Genomic DNA, 19572 nt, shown 5'->3' with positions numbered 1-19572 from the left:
TGAAACGGGAACTGGAAAAGAGCAGAAAGAAAGGAAATGTAGCCTAAATCTGATGTTGGAACAAACTATTTTTGCGAAAAACCCTTGACACTACCAAACAGCGCACGTAGCTGGAACAGGCAGATTAACTGTAACAACGGGTTCCGAACATGGTGTTTCTATATAATACCATTGTTCATTTGCAGCGCCAATCGTTACAACGTTACTGCCGCATGTAATCGTTCCACCAACCATACTTCTACCTCCTAGAGGCTGGCATTTGAAATTTGCATAACTAACCGCAATCGTTATAGATGCTTCACCAGCAGGGACTTCTATTCCTGTATTAGCTGCTTCAATTAGGTAATCCGGCTTCGTTGCGTCAATCGCCTTCGCATCGTCACATTGAATAGTTTCGACACTATTGTCGTCATTCGCAACCGTGAAAGAAACACCGGTAACCACGTCACCCTTAGCGGTGACCGGGGCCGTCGCAACCAGGCCCGTGGCGTCAGCAGTCGCGCCCTTCCACGAATAAGAGAGGGTAAGTCCGTCAGCGGTCGTGCATCCCGAAGCAGTCCACGTAGCAGACTGACCCTGAGATACATCAGGCTGTATGTTCGTAGGCATGCACTTGCAACCAGTAATCTGGGCGCCGTTCACATGGAGCGGGGAGCATTGCACAACACCCGAACCGTTTTTCGTCGTAATCGTCACCGAGGCTTTCTTATCACCGGAGGTAGTGTAAGTTACCGCCTCAGACGTTGTGCTTCCTGTAACAGTATAAGACGGGATAGAGCCCCCTTCAAACGTCCACTCTAGTTTCGCCGACATCATGTCCATCGGATTGGTAATGGCAGCACCCTTCGAGAAAGTCCACGTGGTAGAGGAGTCCAATTCAATAGTCGAAACCTTCGGGGCGCAAGTGCCATAGTTAGTATCACCCGTACTCGGCTGGACAGACGAAGAAGAAACCTCAACTATCTGAGATACAGGGGTCTGAGCCTGGCTGCTCGAACTCAACTGGCCAATCGGACCAGTAGAGGAGGTCTGCCTAAGAATGCTGGAGGAAGAGTGAGGAACCTGGCTCGCACTCGTGCCCGGAGTCTGGCTCGCACTTGAAGCAGGCGTTTCGCTGGACGTTTCTATAATGTCTGGGGGATTCGCCATTTCCTCTTGGCATCCCTCGTAACCAGGAGCACCCGCCTCACAGTTGGCCAAGGCATTTTTAATATCGCCTTCACCAAGTCCAAGTCCGATGACAACCTCTTCGGCAAGTCCTTCCAACGAAGCATCAGCATTAATGATTTCTCCATCACCGCAGGCCCAAAAAGCACCTGCGATGCATGCTGCGGAAAGTCCAAAAACAAGTTTTTTCTTCATATAAAAACCTCTTCGTGGAAAAATAAATAAATCTTTGGCAAAAGGGTAATCTTTGACGATTTTTAGTGAAGCAAAACACAAAAAAAGCCCCCTTTTGGGGGCTTTTTGAGAAAATTTTAATTTCTATTTTATATCCCAGTAGCAACTGGAACCGGTAACCTCTACATAGTAACCAATATCTGAATCAGCGAAAGAGGCTACGTAACCACTAACTCCAGTTCCATTAATCGTCACTGCACAATCCGCGTTAATATAGTCCGGTTTGGTTTCCAGGAAAATACAATGGCTTTGTGATGAGGCCCAACCCGCACCTACTATACTAAACTCAACACTTCCACATCCAACATTAGGGCAGTAAGTTGCACAATTCTCGGCAGTATACAAAGTGCTACTCGACGACTCCGGTTCTACGCTCGAGCTGGATTCCTCGCTCGAGCTGGATTCCTCGCTCGAGCTGGATTCCTGGGAACTGCTGGACGGCGGTTCGCTGGAACTGGACACAACACTACTCGAACTGGGGGTCACGGAGGAACTGCTGGGACACTCCACCTCTCCCATATAATTAATCTTACAGCCTTCACTGGAGGACGGTTGCGGAGTCGAAGAGGAACTGCGCGGCACCGAGGAACTCGTTCCGGAGGTCGGTGAGCTCGAGGGACTGGAAGTCACAGAACTGCTGGATTCCACAGGTCTGGCCACAATCTTAACAGAAACGCATTCACCCATATCTTGGCCATCGACCGTCAAAAGCGGGAAAGTCTTATCTAGGGGGCTATCAAACACCATGCCCACCATAGGAACGCTAGTCGTTTGGAATCCCGTGCCGCGGGCTCCATCCAGGTTTTCCCACTCATACTCCTTGCCATCGCGGGTTCCTTCATTTTTTATATACTGCCATACGACGGTATCTCCCACATAGGCTTGCCTGTCTACAGGCTTGCATGTTCCTCCCAGCGGTAGAATCACCTCTTCGCTGCTGCTGGACTCCTCTTCCTCGCTACTCGAACTTTCGGGTTCAGACGAACTGCTCTCTTCGACGCTGCTCGAACTTTCGGGGGCAGACGAACTGCTCTCCTCAACGCTGCTCGAACTTTCGGGGGCAGACGAACTGCTCTCCTCCACACTGCTCGAACTTTCTTCGTTGACGCTCGACGACAACGAATCCGCTGGGGCAGACGAACTGAGAGAATCCGTCACAGAACTAGACGACTTAATAGACAAGGAGCTCGACGACAACACACTGTCCTTCACCGAGGAACTGGAAACGACTGTATCTTCGTCCACAGGATCCTTTTTAGAAATCGGGTTGTCCCGGAACGCCTGGGTTATCTGGGACTCACACTCCTTATTGCCCTTGCACTGTTCCAAGGCGTCAATCACATCGGCAGCCGTCAAATTGCCATATCGTTCCAGCGCCAAGTGGTCGCTATCTTCGGCGCTCTCCACAACGCCTTCACCGCAGGCCCAAAACAAAAGGACTGCACACAAAGACAAAAGGCTATATAACAGGTTCTTACGCATATAAATACACTCTTTCCAAGAAATATAAATTAAAATTTACAGAATGCAACCGCCTCAGCCCCCAGAGGTGTCATTTTTCACGATTTTTTGCAAAAAAAGTGCTTTTTTATTCTTCCTGACCAGGTTCCGTCATCTTGCGCTGGCCCGTAATGAACTGGCGCACGTACGGATTCTTGGTATTTTTGATCTCATCGACCGTCCCGACCTCGATAATGCGGCCATTGTAGAGCATGGCGATACGGTCTGCCACCTTGAAGGCGCTGACCATGTCGTGCGTCACCACCACCGAGGTCACACCGAGCTTGCTCTGCATGTCGAGAATGAGGTCGTTGATGACATCGCTCGTAATGGGATCCAGACCCGTCGTGGGTTCGTCATACAAAAGGATTTCGGGATTCAATGCGATGGCACGAGCCAGGGCGACACGCTTGCGCATACCGCCCGAGAGTTCACTCGGCATCTTGGTGCGGAACTCGGGCACAAGGTTGATCATCTGGAGTTTTTCGGTCACCACATCCTGAATCTGCTTTTCGCTGAGTTCCGGGTGGTGTTCGCGCAGGGCAAAGGCGATGTTCTCGCCCGTACTCATGGAGTCAAAGAGGGCGCCCATCTGGAAGAGCATGCCCATTTTGCGGCGAATGGTATGCGTATCAAAGAACTTCGGCGTACTGATGGTCACGCCGTCCACAGACACCTCGCCACCATCCGGCTGCAAAAGGCCAATCATGTGCTTCAGAATCACGGACTTGCCGCCACCGGACTTGCCGATAATGACCATCGTCTCGCCGCGACGGATGTCGAGGTTCACGTCTTGCAAAACCGTCTGCGGGCCAAAGGATTTTTTTAGCCCCTTGAGGCGGATGGCGATATCGTTCGGGTCAATCTTTACGTTTGGCATAGTCACCTGCAGCTTAGAAGAACATTATTGCATCGAGGCCAAAATCGGCAATCAAAATCATGAGGCAGCTCGAGACCACCACGTTCATGGTCGCAATTCCCACGCCGTGCGCACCGGGCTTCGCGTTGATGCCGTGATAGTAACCGAGCACAAAAATCAAAGTTCCAAAGACAAACGACTTGATAATCCCAGACCAAAGGTCCATGGATTCAAAAAGGTACTGCATGCCCGTGTAATAGGTGTACGTGGTAATGTCGAGGGCGAGCACACAAACAATCCAGCCCCCAATTAGAGCCAACGCATTCGAAATGGCCGTGAGGCACGGGATCATCGTAATGAAGGCGACAAAACGCGGGAGCGCAAGGTAACGGTACGGTTCCAAGCCTAATACGGTATAGGCGGCCAGTTCCTCTTTTTCTTTCATGGATCCGAGCTCCGCCGCCACGGCGCTGCCGACTCGGCCGGCAAGCACAATCGCCGTAAGCAAAGGACCCAATTCTATGAGCACCATCTTGCAAGCTGCTGTTCCAACAAATTTATCTGAAACTAAGTTGTGGAACTCGAACTCCGCCATGATGGTCGCCACCATCCCCGTAAAGATGGACGTCACGAACAACAGCGGGAGCGAAGAGACGCCAATGGAGATCATCTCCTTCACAATCAAGTTCGGGTTCTTGAACACGTGCGGCATCTGTTTGAACGTGTTCAGCAAAATGCAGACGACTTCCCCGATACTGGAGATGCCCTCGGCAATCACGCGACCAAGCCAAAAAACAGGTTTTAGAATCACTGCCATCAGCCAAAATCTCCAAATCCGGTAGCGCCCATGTCGCCGCCATCGTCGTACTGGTATTCGTCGCCTTCGCCACCGGCACCGCCATCGTTAATCGCGTTGAAGAAGGTCGTGATGTTCGGCTCAAAATAAAGCGGGATGTCCTTGACGGAACCATTACGGTGCTTGGCCACAATAAGCTCAGCCTTGTTGTAGTCTTCGTCCTTGTGGGTTCGCACATAAGGACGTTCCACGAACCACACCATGTCGGCGTCCTGTTCAATGGAGCCCGATTCACGGAGGTCCGAGAGCTGCGGGCGGTCGCGGCCCTTTTCCTCGACCTTACGGCTAAGCTGGGCAAGCGCAATGACCGGGATGTGCAGTTCCTTCGCCAAAATCTTGAGGCCGCGCGAAATGGCGCCAATGGCCACGGCGCGGTTTTCTTCGCCACCCGTCTTCATTAGCTGCAGGTAGTCCACGATGAGCATGTCAAGCTGGTCCTTGCGCTTGAGTTCGCGCGCCTTGCTCATGAGTTCCATAATGCCGAGGTCGGCATTGTCGTCCACATACAGCGGGGACTGGTTGATGGGGGCGACCTTCGCGATAATCTGGTTCATCTCGTCGCGGTTGAGTTTGCCAGAACGGAGCTTGCTTTGGTCCACACGGGCACGAGAGCACAGCAAACGCTGGGCAAGCTGCACGCCGTCCATTTCAAGGCTAAAGAATGCAACCTTGCGGTTGTAGTCAATAGCGGCGTTCGCGGCGATGGTCAGGGCAAACGAGGTCTTGCCCACGCCGGGGCGTGCCGCCAAAATAATGAGGTCCGAATCCTGCAGGCCGTTGGTGAGTTCGTCCAACTCCGTAAGCCCCGTCGGGATACCCGTAATCCCTTCCTTGCGGTTGGTCAAACGGTCCAGGAGCGGCGTCACGAACTTCTCGATCGGCAGCAACGACTTCCTTACCTGCTGGTCGGCAATGGCAAAGATGGTCTTTTCGGCATCCTGCAGCACTTCTTCGGGAGCGATGGAGGCATCCAAGGACTTTTTGATGGTATCGTCAGAAGCCTTGATCAACTGGCGCAGCACGTACTTGCTGCGCAGATGCTGGACGTTCCATTCCACGTTGGCCGAGGAGGCAACGGCGTCCATCAGGTCAAAGATGTATTCGCGACCACCGCACTTTTGGATTTTGCCCTCTTTCTCCAATTCGGCAGAGAGGGTCAAAACATCTATCGGGCTCGCCATGCGGAAAAGCTGGGTCATCGCATGCCAAACCAAACGGTGGCGTTCAAAAAAGAAAAAATCATCCGAGGGAATCGCCGTAGCGAGAGTTTCCATTACGTTCGGATCACGCAAAATTCCGCCGAGCAGGTAGCGTTCCGCTTGCTCGTCGACCGGAATAGGCCGATTCTCGTACATCGGCTGTTCATTATTAAAATCAGGCATAAGCTATGCTTGAAATATAATTTTAAAGTAACTGCAGCGCGGGATGTGGACCTTCCAAGTGACCCACTTGAGCTGCTTATCGCCCGCCATGGCAAACGCATCCACAAGGGAACACGTTTTTACACCGTTAAAATCCATGTCGGTTCCGGCGCAATCGTTAAAGACCTTGCCCTTGCCAAAGACCTGGTGGAACAGCGGTTCACCAAAGGTGACCATCATCTTAGGTTCGATAAACGAGAGTTCCTTCGCAAGCATCTTGCGGAGGACGGTCTCCAAAAGCGGGGGGAAGTTCCGCGCTACCGGGCCCTTGTAAAAATACGCGATTCCAATGTCGCCTTGCTGCACATTCAAGTTCGCAAATAGGCGTACGAGCATTTCTCCGGTGGGCGATTCAAAGAACTTGCCTGCCGGGATATCGGCATGCGGTGCGGGGAACAACAGGAGCAACTGCGGGTGTTCGGGGCCCTCGTATCGCGCAATGCCCGGGACGCCCGCATAAACGGACTCCTTGGCAACATCATCGTAAAATGCATCGAGCGATTCCGCCGATTCGTAAGCGGCAACCGGCTTTTTCACAGGGCGCGGAGCCGGCATGACGCCTTCGAAAACCGGAGACGGCTTTGACGAAGGAGGCGCTACTTTGGCGGGGGCGGCGGGAGCCGAAGGCTTCACGAGCGCCGGGCCCCGGTCGGCGGCAGGGCGCTGTGGAATGGCAGGCATGCCGGGCTGCTTTGCCAACGTCCAAGGCTCGTCCAACAAAATGTCGGCACCGCCCAAGTCGGCCTGCCCCTGGAGGTAATTGCGAAGTTCGCTAAAATCAAATTCTGCCATCGAGTTTTCCCTTCGCAAAATCTACTATTTCTTGCGCCAAGTCCACCTTGCTCCCCAGCTTCATCTCGGGGATATCGGCGCCAGGGCGCACCAGCGCATAGCGAACATCATCAAACCCAAAGCCGCTGCCGCTTGCCACGGGGGCATTGAGCAAAAGGGCGTCGGCGCCGCTCTTTTGGAGTTTTTCGGCAGCGTGCTCCTTAAAGTGGTCCGTCTCCAGGGCAAAGCCCACAATGACCTGCGACGGTTTGGCGCGCCCCTCAAGGCGGGCAGCAGTACAGTCGCGCAAAATGTTCGGATTCGGCACGAGTTCCAGCACAAGCTGGCTTCGGCTGTCCTTGATCTTTTCGTTGGCGGGAGCCTTGGGGCGGTAGTCGGCCACGGCGGCACAATGCACCAGCACATCGGCGTCCTTAGCCTGCGCAAGCACCGCCGCATGCATGTCGCAGGCACTCTTTACGCGGGTCACATGCACCCCGCCCGGGAACTCCGCCTCCATTGGCCCCGCGACAACGCTGACATCGAAACCGCTTGCAAGGAAGGTCGCGGCGATGGCAACTGCAGTCTTTCCGCTGCTGCGGTTGCTTATATAGCGCACCGGGTCAATCGCCTCTTCGGTACGGCCCGCAGTGATGAGCACCTTCTTGCCGTAACCGGGGAGAGTCTTGTCTAAAGTCGGTTCGATGTCCTGCGCGACAGGAAACGCGGGCGGTTCGGGGGCTTTGGGCACGGCAGGGAGATCCTTCGACTCCGCGCAATGCGCTACGCTCAGGATGACACTGTTCGCTTCCAGCCACTTCACAATCTCTGCGGGTTCAAGGAGCCTTCCCTGCCCCACTTCACCACAGGCGAGTTCACCCGCGGGCGATTCGAGCACGGTCGTATTTTCGAAGCCGCGGAGCGCCTCCAGGTTGCGCTTTACGGCGGGGCTGTTGTACATCGCAACGTTCATGGCTGGGGCAATAAAGCGCGGGCAGTTGCAGCTCATAAAGCAGAGGCTCACCGGGTCGTCGGCGATACCGCAGGCAAATTTCCCGATAGCGTTCGCGGTCGCAGGGACAACCAGGTAAAGGTCCGCCCACCGCGGAAAGTCAATGTGCTGGAAAGGCCGCGCCTCCACGGCGCCGCTCTTGAGGTACACCGGGCACTTGGAGAGGGAGGCAAACGTCAGAGGCGCCACAAACTGCGTCGCCGACTCGGTCATGCAAACACGCACTTCGGCGCCCTTCTTTTGGAGTAGGCGCAAAAGTTCGCAACTCTTGTAAGCCGCGATACCACCCGAGACACCCAGAAGGATTTTCTTTCCAGCAAGGTTCATGCCCCCTAAGATAGAAATTTCATTCCGTAAGCAAAAAGCGACCGATATTAATCGGTCGCGGTTGCACCCGAGACGACGAACGAGCGGTCATAAAAAAAATCCCGCAGGCTAATGCCCGCGGGACTTTCTAAACTAGTAAGAGATCTTACTTGGCTTCTTCAGCAGCGGCTTCTTCAGCCGGCTTTTCAGCCTTCTTCTTAGTGGCCTTCTTCTTGGCGGGGGCGGTGGCTTCACCAATGGTGGTGCCGTTTTCGCCCGGCTTGTGAGAGTCCATCCAAGCCTTGAGCTCGGCGGATTCACGGTTCTTGAAGTAGTCCACCACAGAGAGGTAGATCTTGCGGTTGTTCTGGTCGATTTCGGTGACAACAGCCGGGACTTCGTCGCCAACCTTGAATGCATCGGCAGGAACCTTGATGTATTCAGCGGTGAGCTTGGAGACCGGGATGAAGCCTTCGATGCCTTCGCTCATTTCGACGACGACACCGCGATCGAGCATACGCACAATCTTGCCCTTCACTTCGGAGTCCACCGGGAACGTGGTTTCAATAGAATCCCACGGGTCTTCGGTGAGGTGCTTCATGGAGAGGGAAATGCGACGCTTTTCCTTATCGACGGCGAGCACAACGCACTCGACCTTGTCTCCCTTCTTGACCATTTCGTTCGGGTGGGTGATCTTCTTGGTCCAGCTCATGTCGGACACGTGGATGAGGCCATCAACACCTTCCTTGATTTCGACGAAGGCGCCGAAGGAAGCGATGTTGCGGATTTCACCAACCACGCGGGCGCCCGGAGGAAGTTCCTGTTCAATGGAATCCCACGGATCGCTTTCGAGCTGCTTCATGCCAAGAGAAATGCGTTCTGCATCTTCTTCGACCTTGAGCACCACGGCTTCCACTTCCTGACCGACGGTGAGGATTTTGGACGGGTGCTTGACATGCTGCGTCCAGGACATTTCGGAAACGTGGATGAGGCCTTCGACGCCAGAATCCAGTTCGACGAATGCACCGTAATCGGTAATGGACACGACCTTGCCCTTGACGATAGCGCCTTCGGGGTAGCGTTCGGCGATGTCCTTCCACGGATGCGGCTTGAGCTGCTTCATGCCGAGAGAGATACGTTCCTTCTTCTCGTTGAAGTCAAGAACCATGACTTCGACTTCCTGGCCAAGCTGGACCATTTCGGTCGGGTGGTTGATGCGCTTGTAGCTCATGTCGGTGATGTGGAGGAGGCCGTCTACGCCGCCAAGGTCGATGAACGCACCGAAGTCGGTGATGTTCTTGACGATACCCTTGCGGACCTGACCCTTCTCGAGAGTTTCGAGAACGTCGCCACGCTGCTTGTTGCGTTCTTCTTCGAGAACGACGCGGCGGGACACGACGATGTTGCGACGGGCCTTGTTGACCTTGATGACCTTGAGGTCGAATTCCTGGTCGATGAGGGCGTTGATGTCCGGGATCTGACGGAGGTCGATCTGGGAACCCGGCAAGAAGGCGTCGATACCGAAGAGGTCGACAACCACGCCGCCCTTGATGCGCTTCGTGAGCTTGCCACGAACGACTTCGTTGTTTTCGAAGGCAACGCGGATGCGTTCCCACACGCGGGCGAAGTCGGCGCGCTGCTTCGAGAGGATGAGACGACCGTCTTCATCTTCGAGCTTTTCAACATAAACTTCGATTTCAGAACCGATTTCGAGAGAATCCGTGTCCTTGAATTCGGCGCGGTCAATCACGCCTTCGGACTTGTAGTTCACGTCGATGAGCACTTCCTGATCATTGACCTGGCTGATCTTGCCGGTCACGACCTTGCCCTGTTCCAGGCAGTCCATACCGGCATAGATGTCGGCGTTCTGCTTGCGGAAGTCCGGGGAGCATTCGCCCTGGGCAGCGAGGATTTCTTCGAGATCTTCTTGTGTTCCGAATTTGATGTTTTGAGACATATTGTTTTGTTTGGTTGCGGTAGAAAAAACTCAGGACTGCGCCACTACACCTACGTAGTCGAGAATCTTTTGGACCTGTTGTTGGATTGAGATGTGTGTAGTGTCAATTTCTATAGCGTCGTCCGCCTTTTTGAGAGGGGCGTTCGCGCGCGAAGAATCCAGGCGGTCGCGTTCGACCAGGTTCTGGAGAACTTCTTCGAGAGTAACCTTTTCGCCTTTTTCAAGGAGTTCCTTGTAGCGGCGTTCGGCACGGACCTTCACGTCCGTCACCATAAAAAACTTGTACTTGGCATTGGGGAACACAACCGTGCCGATGTCGCGGCCGTCCAGGATGCAACTGGAAGAGGCGCCAATCTCCCTCTGCTTTTCGGTCATGGCCTTGCGGACCGACGGGAGGGCGCAGTAGATGCTCACGTTGCTCGAAACGCGCATACCGCGAATTTCCTGCTCATGCGAAACTCCGTTGATCAAAATGTGGTTTTCGGAGTCAAACGAGAGCTTGAGGTCCTTGAGCAGTTCGTCCATGGCGGGTCCTTCCTCGGCCGGTAGTCCCTTCTCGAGGGCGGCAAACGTCACCGCGCGGTACATGGCGCCCGTGTCGAGGTAGGTAATACCGAGAGTCTTGGCCACAATCTTGGCCGTCGTACTTTTGCCGGTACCCGATCCGCCGTCGAGGGCTATAACAAAATGCTCACTTGATGAAGCCATAAGTGAGCGCAAAGATAGAAAATTTCAAGGGGCTAGCAACGCTAAAAGTCGTAATAGTAGTGGTATTCGACGTCGTTCCACGAGTCGCTGTACACCGCCTCGAGCCCATCGAGGTAAACCGTGAGCACGTCGTCAGAATTCAGGCCGAACTGGAAATAATCCCCGTAATGGGCGTCGTAGCCGTAAACGTACTCGTCCTCGTAGTAGTACAGAGGGCCTTGGTCGTCGTAGTAAAGCGTCGCAAAGCCGTCGGGTTCCACCCGCACCGCGATATTGAGTACCGAAGAGAGTGAGTAGGCAGAGGCGCAAACGTAGTCGCCAAAGTCGTAATAGCACTCCTGCCCATAGTAGTAGTGGAAACGCTCGTTGAACTGGCGGCCGCCGTAGTAGCCGTCGTCTCCCACGCCCCAGTCCCCGCAACCCGCGAAGGCCAAGGCAAGCAAAGCCATCATCAACAACCTTTTCATACCTACCTATAAAAAATCCCCCGACCTAGGCCGAGGGAAAAACGTTGCGAACAAACTATCAATCAGATTCGTAGTCGCCGTGAATTTCTTCTTCGGCTTCTTCGACGTCGGCATCCGGTACGGCTTCGGGAGCCTGCAAATCACGGGTGCTGCCGTATTTACGCTTTTCCTCTTCCGTCAACTTGTTGGAGAACACGATTTCTTCTTGTTCCTGGTTGGCGGCCTCTTCTTCTTCCTTCAGAATCTTCTGGCCTTCTTCCAGGCGACGCTTGATGCGTTCGTCTTCCATCTGCTTCAGGTTCGTGCCGACCTTGGCCTGTTCCTCGGACATCACGTAACGTTCGTTGGCTTCGTCCATGGCGTCCTTGATGCCCACCAGACGGCCTCGACCGTCAACCTCGAGTCCGGCCTTGCGGAGCGTGGAGAGCGGCAAGCGACGGGCGGCAATCTTGTATTCTTCCTTGAACTCGTAACCGTCCGGGCTAATGGCGCGGGCTTCGTCCTCGTTCACGTACTCAAGGGCTTCCTGCCAGCGGGACCCCTGCACGCAGGAGGTGAAGCCGACAAGGGCCGAATCAATGGCTTCCGGGTCGTCGGATCTGGAGCCGGCGCAGCCAGAGAAAATCAAAGCAAAAAATGTCAATCCCAATAAAAGTTTTTTCATAGGGCAGTACCTCCGAAAAAATAATCCCATAATAATATATAACAATTTTTGGCCATATTTTGGGAAAATTCCATAAAATTTTACCTAACTCCGTGATTTTATTGTACTTATGCAGGTTTTAACGAGTTTCTTTTTCTATCTTCAAAGCCAATATGAGTGAAAACGCAGATATTTACCGCATACAGACCCCGGACGGCCGGGAAATCGTACTCGTCGGCACGGCACACATATCCCAGGCTTCCAAGGAGCTCGTCCGTGAGACCATCGAGGCCGAGAAACCCGACACCATCTGCGTAGAGCTCGACGAGGGGCGCCTCAAGTCCATCCAGGACCCGGACCGGTGGAAAAACACCGACCTCAAGGAAGTCATTAAAAAGAAACAGCTCGCCACCCTCATCGCGAACCTCGTACTGGGGTCGTACCAAAAACGCATGGGCGAACAGACCGGCGTCAAGCCCGGTTCCGAGCTCAAGGAAGCCGTAGACATCGCGAACGAGAAGAACATCCCGATGGTTCTCGCAGACCGCGACATCAAGATCACCCTCAAGCGCACCTGGGCGTGCACCCGCTGGTACCGCAAGCTCAACCTGCTGGGCGGGCTCTTCGCAAGCATCTTCGACAAGACCGAGATCAGCGAAGAGGAGCTTGCAAAAATCAAGGAACAGGACGCCCTGAACAGCATGATGCAGGAGTTCGGCAAGGCCTACCCCGAGGTCAAGCAGGTCCTCATTGACGAGCGCGACCAGTTCCTCGCCTCGCGCATCAAGAACGCACCCGGCCAAAAGATCGTCGCCGTCGTGGGCGCCGGACACGCGAAGGGCATCACGAGCATCATCGGTGAGAACAAGGAACTCCCGAGCGAAGAGTCCATCAGCGTCATCCCCAAGGGCTCCCCCGTTTGGAAGATCATCGGGTGGGCTATCCCCATAGCCATCATCGCAAGCATCGTCGCCATTGGTATCCACGCGGGCGCCGCCAAGGCGGGTGAACTCAGCCTGCAGTGGGCCATGCTCACCGGCGGAGGCGCCATGCTCGGGACAATCATCGCCGGCGGACACCCGCTCACCATACTCGTGGCACTCGTGACAGCCCCGTTCACCGGGCTCACTCCGCTCATTGGCGTCGGGTTCTTCACCGCGCTCACCCAGGTGTACATGCGACCGCCGCGCGTGCAAGAAATGGAAACGCTGAGCGACGACATTTGGCAAGTGAAGCGCTGGTGGAAAAACCGCGTGACCCGCGTAATCTTGTGCTTCCTCTGCCCGGGAATCCCCGCCATCATCGGAAAGGTCCTGGCCATTTTCAATATTTACCAGGCATTCTAGCTTTCAAGATTTTTTTGAGAACATTTTACAATTGCCGTTTTTTAGTTTGAAAATCGGCCTTTTTGTTTATTTTTCGTAAAATTTTAGATATTTTGCGCAATTTATTTTCCACCCCCGGTATTGACTTACCGTTTTTTTGATATATATTTTGAGAAAGATTTTGAGAACATTCTGGCGAATGCGGAATTTTTTGTTCAAAAAATCAGTGGGAAGAAAGGGATTTAAAATGACACACACATCGTCAAAAGCAGCCTCTACTCTCGCCATCGCGGCCTTTATCGGAGCGACAGCGGCAACTTCAACCTTCGCGGTCACGGCACCGGACCTCCCCATGGCGGGATGGGCGACACAGAACGGCGGCACCACGGGCGGCGCGGGCAAAACGGTCGTCACGGTTTCGAACGTCTCGGACCTCCGCAAGTACGCCGAGGCCGGCAACTACACCATCTACGTTAAACCGGGCACCTACAAGGTTCCCTCCAAGAGCGCAATTTCTGTCGGCAACAACGTGACCATCTACGGCTACCAGGGAGCCGTTCTGGAACAGACTCTCACGAACAACACGAACGAAGACAACACCGTCATGACCATCAAGGGCAAGAACGTCATCTTGAGGAACCTGACCTTCAAGGGCGCGGGCTCAATTGACAAGGACGCCGGCGACTGCTTGCATGTGGACGGCGGCTCCAACGTGTGGCTCGACCACCTGGACGTGTACGACGGCGAGGACGGCAACCTGGACGTGATCAACGGCGCAAACTACGTGACCATCTCGTGGACCAAGTTCAGCTACACCTCGGCTTCTACCGAGCACCAGTTCAGCAACCTCATCGGCAATAGCGACAGCAAGACCAGCGACCGCGGCAAGCTCAAGACCACGCTCCACCACAACTGGTGGGCAAACGGTGTCAAGGAGCGCATGCCCCGCGTGCGCTACGGCCAAGTGCACGTGGCAAACAACCTCTTCAACAGCAATACCTCGAGCACCTGCGTGCGAGCCGCCATCGAAGCGGACCTCCGCGTCGAGAACAACGTGTTCATTGGCGTAAACAAGCCCATCGACTACTACGACGGCAAGCATACGGCAGTCGCCTCGACGGGCAACTTCCTTGAAAACATCAAGAAGGGCGACGCCAATGCCGACAAGGCTTCAAGTGCATTCAAGCCCTCTTACAGCATGGGACTCACCGACGTGAGCACCCAGAGCAAGGCATACGCCCTCAGAGATTCCATTACGCAGTACGCGGGTGCGACGCTCCCGAACCCCGGTGAGGGAACCTCCGTGACTCCGGTGAGCTCCAGCAGCGTTGCCGCTTCCAGTTCATCTGCAAAGTCCAGCTCGTCAACAGGAAATTTGACAAGCTCCAGCAGCGGAACTTCTTCAAGCAGTGTTATGGGTGGCGGTGAAGCCAGCTTGACGAAACATGGAAGCGGCAGCGCTAATCAGAGCGTGGCACAAGGGCAGGCGATTGCAGAATTCTACTACACGGTTACTGGAGCCACGGGAGCAAGCGTCACCGGTTTGCCCGATGGCGTCACAGGCACCATGCAAGGGAGCGACTTCCATATCGCGGGAACCGTTTCCGCTTCGGCCGCGGCAGGCGATTACAAATTCACGGTCACAACAACTGGCGGGTCAAGCAACGCCACAAAGAGCGGGACCATTACCGTGACCCCGGCAAACGGGAGTACAGCCGCTTCTTCGTCCAGCGTGGCAAAATCCTCGAGCAGCGAAGGCAAGTCCAGTTCCTCTGTTACGGTTGAAGAATCCAGCAGTTCTTTGGGGACGACAAGCCTGGCAGGCATCGCCAGCGGCACGCACTTCCAGGTGGAAACCGTCGGCAGGAGCATCCGCATCGCGGGTGCCGTCGGCAAGACCGTCGCGCTTTTCGACATGCAGGGTCGCCTGTTCGCCACCGAGGCCGTCACACAGGATAACTTCGAGATGAACCTTTCCCGCTCCGGCAGCTACATTCTGCGCATCGGGAAGAGCACAACCCGCATCCAAGTGAAGTAATTTAAGCACTCATCTATCAAAAGGACGCCATGGAGCGTCCTTTTTCTTTTTTATGGCGGAGGGGTGGGATGTTTCACCTATGAACACAAAAAAGGGTGCCACAGGCACCCTTTTTTGTGTTCAGGAGAGAGAGGGGTTCGAACCCTCGGTCCTGTGACAGACTCCGGTTTTCGAGACCGGCCCAATCGACCACTCTGGCATCTCTCCGAGGTTCGCCTAATGTAGTAAAATCACACCCAACTGTCAAAGACCCCTTGTTACATCTCGTGGCAGCCTTTGATTTTCTACTTAAATTTCTAACTTTGGGCCTGACATACCGATTGAGGGCATCCCAACAACTTCAAGTTTATAAGTGCGAGTGCACTTCGGGGCTATTTAACGCGGCATGGGCCGCAGGTGAAGTTCAGGATTCCCGAAGGAACATTATGCTTGAAGATACGAACGGGACGGTCGACGCCTCCGAGGTAACCGATATAGAAATCCGCGAAACCGAGGGCGACGAAGCCCTGGTGACATTCGACGACCTGGGCCTCTCCGAAGAAATTCTCGACGCCGTGAAGCTTGCCGGTTACGAAACCCCCTCCCCCATCCAGGCAAAAGCCATCCCCGCCCTTTTGCAGGGCAGCAACCTTTTGGGCACGGCACAGACCGGCACCGGGAAAACAGCCGCGTTCACACTCCCGCTCCTCTCTCGCCTGCAGTTCAACGCGCACGAAACCTCCATGCTCGTGCTCACGCCGACCCGCGAACTGGCCATCCAGGTGGCCGAAGCCATCCAGCAGTACGCCGCCAAGATGCCCAAGGTCCATGTGGTCCCGGTCTACGGCGGGCAAGACATCTCCGTGCAGCTCCGCGCCCTCAAGCGGAACGCCAACATCATCGTCGCCACCCCAGGGCGCCTCATTGACCACCTCAAGCGCGGTTCGGTCGTGCTCTCGCACGTGAAGGCGATTGTCCTCGACGAGGCCGACGAGATGCTTGACATGGGTTTCGAGGAGGATGTCGAAACGATCCTCAAGGAAATCCCTAACGATGCCCAGCGTGCGCTCTTTAGCGCCACCATGCCCCAAGAGGTGAAGGCCATTATCGACAAGTACCTCGGTGAATACGAGGAAGCCTGCATCCAGGGCAAGACGACCACCGTCGAGAACATCCACCAGCGCTACCTTTTGGTGAAGAACGAGCACAAACTGGAGGCTCTCGCCCGCGTACTCGAAGCCGAGGATTTTGACGGGGTGCTGATTTTTGTGCGCACCAAGCAGAACACGACTGAACTTGCCGAGAAGCTGGAATCCCGCGGTTTCAACGTGGCCCCGCTGAACGGCGACCTGGCGCAATCCATGCGCGAACGCACCATCAACCGCTTAAGGATGGGCAAGCTCGACATTGTGGTCGCGACCGACGTGGCCGCCCGCGGCATTGACGTGGACCGCATTACGCACGTGGTGAACTACGACATCCCCTACGACACCGAATCGTACGTACACCGCATTGGCCGCACCGGACGCGCGGGCCGCAGCGGAAACGCCATCTTGTTCATCACCCCGCGCGAAAAGCGAATGCTCAAGATTATCGAGAGGGCCACGCGCCAGCCCATCGATACGATGGACCTCCCGACTTCTGAACAAATTAGCGAAAAACGCGTCAAGGCGTTCAAGCAAAAAATCCAGAGCGTGATAAGCTACGGGAACCTGGAAAAATTCAAGGACCTGCTGGAATCCCTTGTAGGCACGACCGTCGAGAACGTCGACGGCACCACCACCGAGATTACCGCGTTGGACTTGGCCGCAGCCGCCATCAAGATCCAGCAAAAGAAGCAGCCGCTGTTCCCGGAGTTGCAGCCGCTTGACGTCCCGAAGGACCGCAAGGAGAAGGCTCGCAGCGGTCGCGATTTCATTGGAGCCGACGAAGCCAGCGACAACGGGCTCTCTGGGGAAGAGAAAAAGCGTATGCGCAAGGAGCGCAAAGAAGGATTAAACGGGATCGAGGAAGGCTTTTTGCGTTACTACCTTGCCGTTGGCAGGTTCCACCATGTGACCCCGCGCGACATCGTGGGGGCCATTGCCGGCGAGGGCAACATCAGCAGCAGCAACATCGGGCGCATCAAACTCTTTGACAAGTTCAGCACTGTGGAGCTGCCTCAGGCGATTCCGCACGAGGTACTGGAAGCGCTCTCGAGCATGACGATCCGCGGCAACGACGCGCGGTTCCGCGTGATGACGGACGACGCCCCGCCTCCCCGTGAAAGCAAGAGTTTCCACCGTGGAGGAAAAAAGTTCCTCAACCGTGAAGAACGCCGCCGCGAAAAATTCGGAGAGAAGCCGTTCCGCAAGGACCACGACGAACGGGACTTCGGCGACAAGCCGTTCCGCAGAACCCGCCGCTTCGGACGGCATTAAAGAAATTCTTTCAAGTCCGTTTTCTTGGCGTCGTCGGGTTGCACCACGGCGATGGTGCGCTTGCCTGCTTCGAAGGCTGTGCGCACGACGTCCATCACCTCGTCCTCGGTGAGCGTCAACAAGCCTCGTTCCACCTCGTGCATCGAGAACACGCGGCCCAAATGGAGCGTTTGCTCGGCAAGGCGCATCACCCGCTTTTCGGGGCTGTCGGCTCCAACGCGCATATTCCCAAGGATGTTCGCCCGAGTGCGATCAAGTTCACCCTTCGTAAAACCATCCCGCAAGAACCGGTTGATTTCATCACTGGAGAGCGAAACTGCAGTCTTTAAACGGCGCGGTTCCGTCGCCAAAGCCACCCCCCAGTCCAAGCAGTCGCGGTAAACGTCGATGGTCGAGTACACCGAATAGGCAAGCCCGCGCTCCTCGCGGATCTTTTGGAACAGGCGGCTCGACATGCCAGCCCCCATCGCCACATTGAATAGCGAAATGGCATAGCGGTTGCGCGGTTCGAGCATATCCGAGCCAAAGCTCGTTCCCCAAAAGAGGTTCGACTGCTGGACATCCTGCTTCGACACAATCTTGATGCCCGAATTGGCACAGTACACATCGGAGGGAGTCTTTTTGCCCGACTTCTTGGCAGAAAATTTCTTGCGACAAATATCCACAAGAGTTTCGTGGTCCACCTTGCCCGCCGCGCACACGTACACCGGGAAATCCTCGAGCACCTGCCTTTCGTATTCCCACATCTGTTCCAGCGTCAGCGAACGAACGTCGCGCGCCTTGCCCGTAATGGAATGCGCAATGCCGCAACCCGCAAAGTGCGCCGCGTTGAACACGTCTCCCGCCAGCTCCTCGGGAATATCGTCGTAGCTGTGGATTTCCTCGATAATGACCTTGCGCTCCTTTTCCATGTCGGACTTTTCGAAGCGCGGGTTCATGAGCATATCGGCAATCACATCCACCGCGAGCGGCACGTCTTCCGCGACGACGTTCGCGTAAAAGCCCGTCTCCTGGCGCGTCGTGTACGCTTCCAGGTTACCGCCGCGGTCTTCGACACTGCGCGCGATATCCAGGGCGGAACGGTTTTCCGTGCCCTTGAAAACAAGATGTTCGTAAAAATGACTCAATCCAAATTCGTCCGCCTTCTCGTGGCGGGATCCGCGCGGGAGCCAAGCTCCTACGGACGCGGAATAGGCGTGCGGCATATAGTCCGTCTGCACGACAACGCCGTTCGGCAACACCGTGCGCCGGTAATGAGACCTCTGTATTTTCTTCATCAAAGGGAAATTTAGATTTTTTGCCACATGCGAACAACAATTTTCAAAAATTGTCATTTGTCATAGCATACTTCTTTATCAACCATCGGCAAAGAAGCTACACAAAAGCCATTAAAACAACCTTTTCGCATTGATAAGGCAGGAGAATAAAAATCATCCAAAAAAGGTCTTATTGGATTATCTCTGTACCCAAACCATTCCGCTGAATCGCGTTCAGGAAAAACATTTGTAATTAGTCCACCAAGAGAACCAAGAGGAATGTCAATCTTTTCCCGATTAGTCGAAAAAACTTTGACACGTAATTCTTTTGAACTTACAACAACACCATCAGATGGTTTGCCAACATAACAGTGAAAAATTGTCCAAGTTTTTTCTTTTTCGGAAGCCATACACTTTTCTGAAAAAAAATCAGAAGCAACATCAGCATCCGTTGTTAAACTTTTGCAAACGACTAGTTTATAATAATGGCCAACATCCCCATAACAAATCCTTTGTTCATCTAAATAGAACTGGACACTGTCCACTGGAGTTGTCGTCAAAAAATTCAGACTAGCATAACGGTCTTTTCCAAAGCACTCCATGCCATCCCCATTTGGATAGCACCCCAAAATAGAGCAAAGAATCAAAGCCAA

General features: G+C 54.5%; 16 protein-coding genes and 1 tRNA gene. 3 read left to right on the top strand and 14 right to left on the bottom strand.

Annotation, left to right across the window (positions count from 1 at the left end; genetic code table 11):
* Positions 1–90: 90 nt before the first annotated feature.
* The 11 genes from BUB55_RS04635 to BUB55_RS04585 all read right to left on the bottom strand — a co-directional run bounded on the left by BUB55_RS04635 (position 91) and on the right by BUB55_RS04585 (position 11922).
* Positions 91–1149 carry a hypothetical protein gene (locus tag BUB55_RS04635; protein ID WP_143152901.1) on the bottom strand — a complete coding sequence of 353 codons (1059 nt, stop codon included), beginning with the start codon at positions 1147–1149 and terminating at the stop codon, positions 91–93.
* A gap of 336 nt (positions 1150–1485) precedes the next feature.
* Entirely contained in the window at positions 1486–2883 is a 1398-nt protein-coding gene (locus tag BUB55_RS13950; RefSeq protein WP_143152900.1) for a hypothetical protein, read from the bottom strand.
* 106 nt (positions 2884–2989) lie between these two features.
* Positions 2990–3781: an ABC transporter ATP-binding protein gene (locus tag BUB55_RS04625; protein ID WP_073188643.1), complete on the bottom strand. Its 792-nt coding sequence runs from the start codon at positions 3779–3781 to the stop codon at positions 2990–2992.
* 13 nt (positions 3782–3794) lie between these two features.
* Positions 3795–4577, bottom strand: coding sequence for an MlaE family ABC transporter permease (locus tag BUB55_RS04620; protein WP_073188641.1), 783 nt, complete (start codon positions 4575–4577; stop codon positions 3795–3797).
* Positions 4577–5998, bottom strand: coding sequence for a replicative DNA helicase (dnaB, locus tag BUB55_RS04615; RefSeq protein WP_073188639.1), 1422 nt, complete (start codon positions 5996–5998; stop codon positions 4577–4579). The genes BUB55_RS04620 and dnaB overlap by 1 nt, the downstream gene beginning before the upstream one ends.
* Before the next feature lie 3 nt (positions 5999–6001).
* Positions 6002–6829 carry a hypothetical protein gene (locus BUB55_RS04610; RefSeq protein ID WP_073188629.1) on the bottom strand — a complete coding sequence of 276 codons (828 nt, stop codon included), beginning with the start codon at positions 6827–6829 and terminating at the stop codon, positions 6002–6004.
* Positions 6816–8147, bottom strand: a complete 1332-nt coding sequence (locus tag BUB55_RS04605; RefSeq protein WP_073188627.1) for a bifunctional phosphopantothenoylcysteine decarboxylase/phosphopantothenate synthase — start codon at positions 8145–8147, stop codon at positions 6816–6818. Before BUB55_RS04605 ends, BUB55_RS04610 begins: the two co-directional genes overlap by 14 nt.
* Before the next feature lie 145 nt (positions 8148–8292).
* A complete protein-coding gene (locus BUB55_RS04600; protein ID WP_073188625.1) occupies positions 8293–10083 on the bottom strand; it encodes a 30S ribosomal protein S1 in 1791 nt (596 codons plus the stop codon).
* Between the two features lie 30 nt (positions 10084–10113).
* Complete coding sequence (gene cmk / locus BUB55_RS04595; protein ID WP_073188623.1) at positions 10114–10791, bottom strand: (d)CMP kinase; 678 nt, start codon at positions 10789–10791, stop codon at positions 10114–10116.
* Between the two features lie 41 nt (positions 10792–10832).
* Positions 10833–11258 carry a hypothetical protein gene (locus tag BUB55_RS04590; RefSeq protein ID WP_143152899.1) on the bottom strand — a complete coding sequence of 142 codons (426 nt, stop codon included), beginning with the start codon at positions 11256–11258 and terminating at the stop codon, positions 10833–10835.
* A 58-nt stretch (positions 11259–11316) separates the two neighbouring features.
* On the bottom strand, positions 11317–11922 hold the full coding sequence (locus BUB55_RS04585) for a hypothetical protein (RefSeq protein ID WP_073188619.1): 606 nt from the start codon (positions 11920–11922) through the stop codon (positions 11317–11319).
* Positions 11923–12074: 152 nt separating this feature from the next.
* On the opposite strand from BUB55_RS04585, the gene BUB55_RS04580 reads away from it, so the two are divergent.
* On the top strand, positions 12075–13247 hold the full coding sequence (locus tag BUB55_RS04580; protein ID WP_073188617.1) for a TraB/GumN family protein: 1173 nt from the start codon (positions 12075–12077) through the stop codon (positions 13245–13247).
* Positions 13248–13473: 226 nt separating this feature from the next.
* On the top strand, positions 13474–15264 hold the full coding sequence (locus BUB55_RS04575; protein WP_073188615.1) for a pectate lyase family protein: 1791 nt from the start codon (positions 13474–13476) through the stop codon (positions 15262–15264).
* A gap of 122 nt (positions 15265–15386) precedes the next feature.
* Here BUB55_RS04575 and BUB55_RS04570 read toward each other — a convergent pair.
* Positions 15387–15471: transfer RNA gene (locus BUB55_RS04570), tRNA-Ser, on the bottom strand.
* A 218-nt stretch (positions 15472–15689) separates the two neighbouring features.
* Between BUB55_RS04570 and BUB55_RS04565 the strand changes: the two genes are divergently transcribed.
* Complete coding sequence (locus tag BUB55_RS04565; protein WP_083596878.1) at positions 15690–17663, top strand: DEAD/DEAH box helicase; 1974 nt, start codon at positions 15690–15692, stop codon at positions 17661–17663.
* Here the strand turns inward: BUB55_RS04565 and BUB55_RS04560 are convergent.
* Both BUB55_RS04560 and BUB55_RS13945 read right to left on the bottom strand, forming a co-directional pair.
* A complete protein-coding gene (locus BUB55_RS04560) occupies positions 17660–18940 on the bottom strand; it encodes a M16 family metallopeptidase (RefSeq protein ID WP_073188613.1) in 1281 nt (426 codons plus the stop codon). The two genes, BUB55_RS04565 and BUB55_RS04560, sit on opposite strands and share 4 nt — an antisense overlap.
* A gap of 53 nt (positions 18941–18993) precedes the next feature.
* Positions 18994–19572: a hypothetical protein gene (locus BUB55_RS13945; protein ID WP_143152898.1), complete on the bottom strand. Its 579-nt coding sequence runs from the start codon at positions 19570–19572 to the stop codon at positions 18994–18996.

The sequence above is a fragment of the Fibrobacter sp. UWP2 genome (assembly GCF_900141705.1).
GTDB lineage: Bacteria > Fibrobacterota > Fibrobacteria > Fibrobacterales > Fibrobacteraceae > Fibrobacter.
Note: the sequence above shows the minus strand (reverse complement) of the source record. Positions and strands in the feature narration are given on the sequence as shown.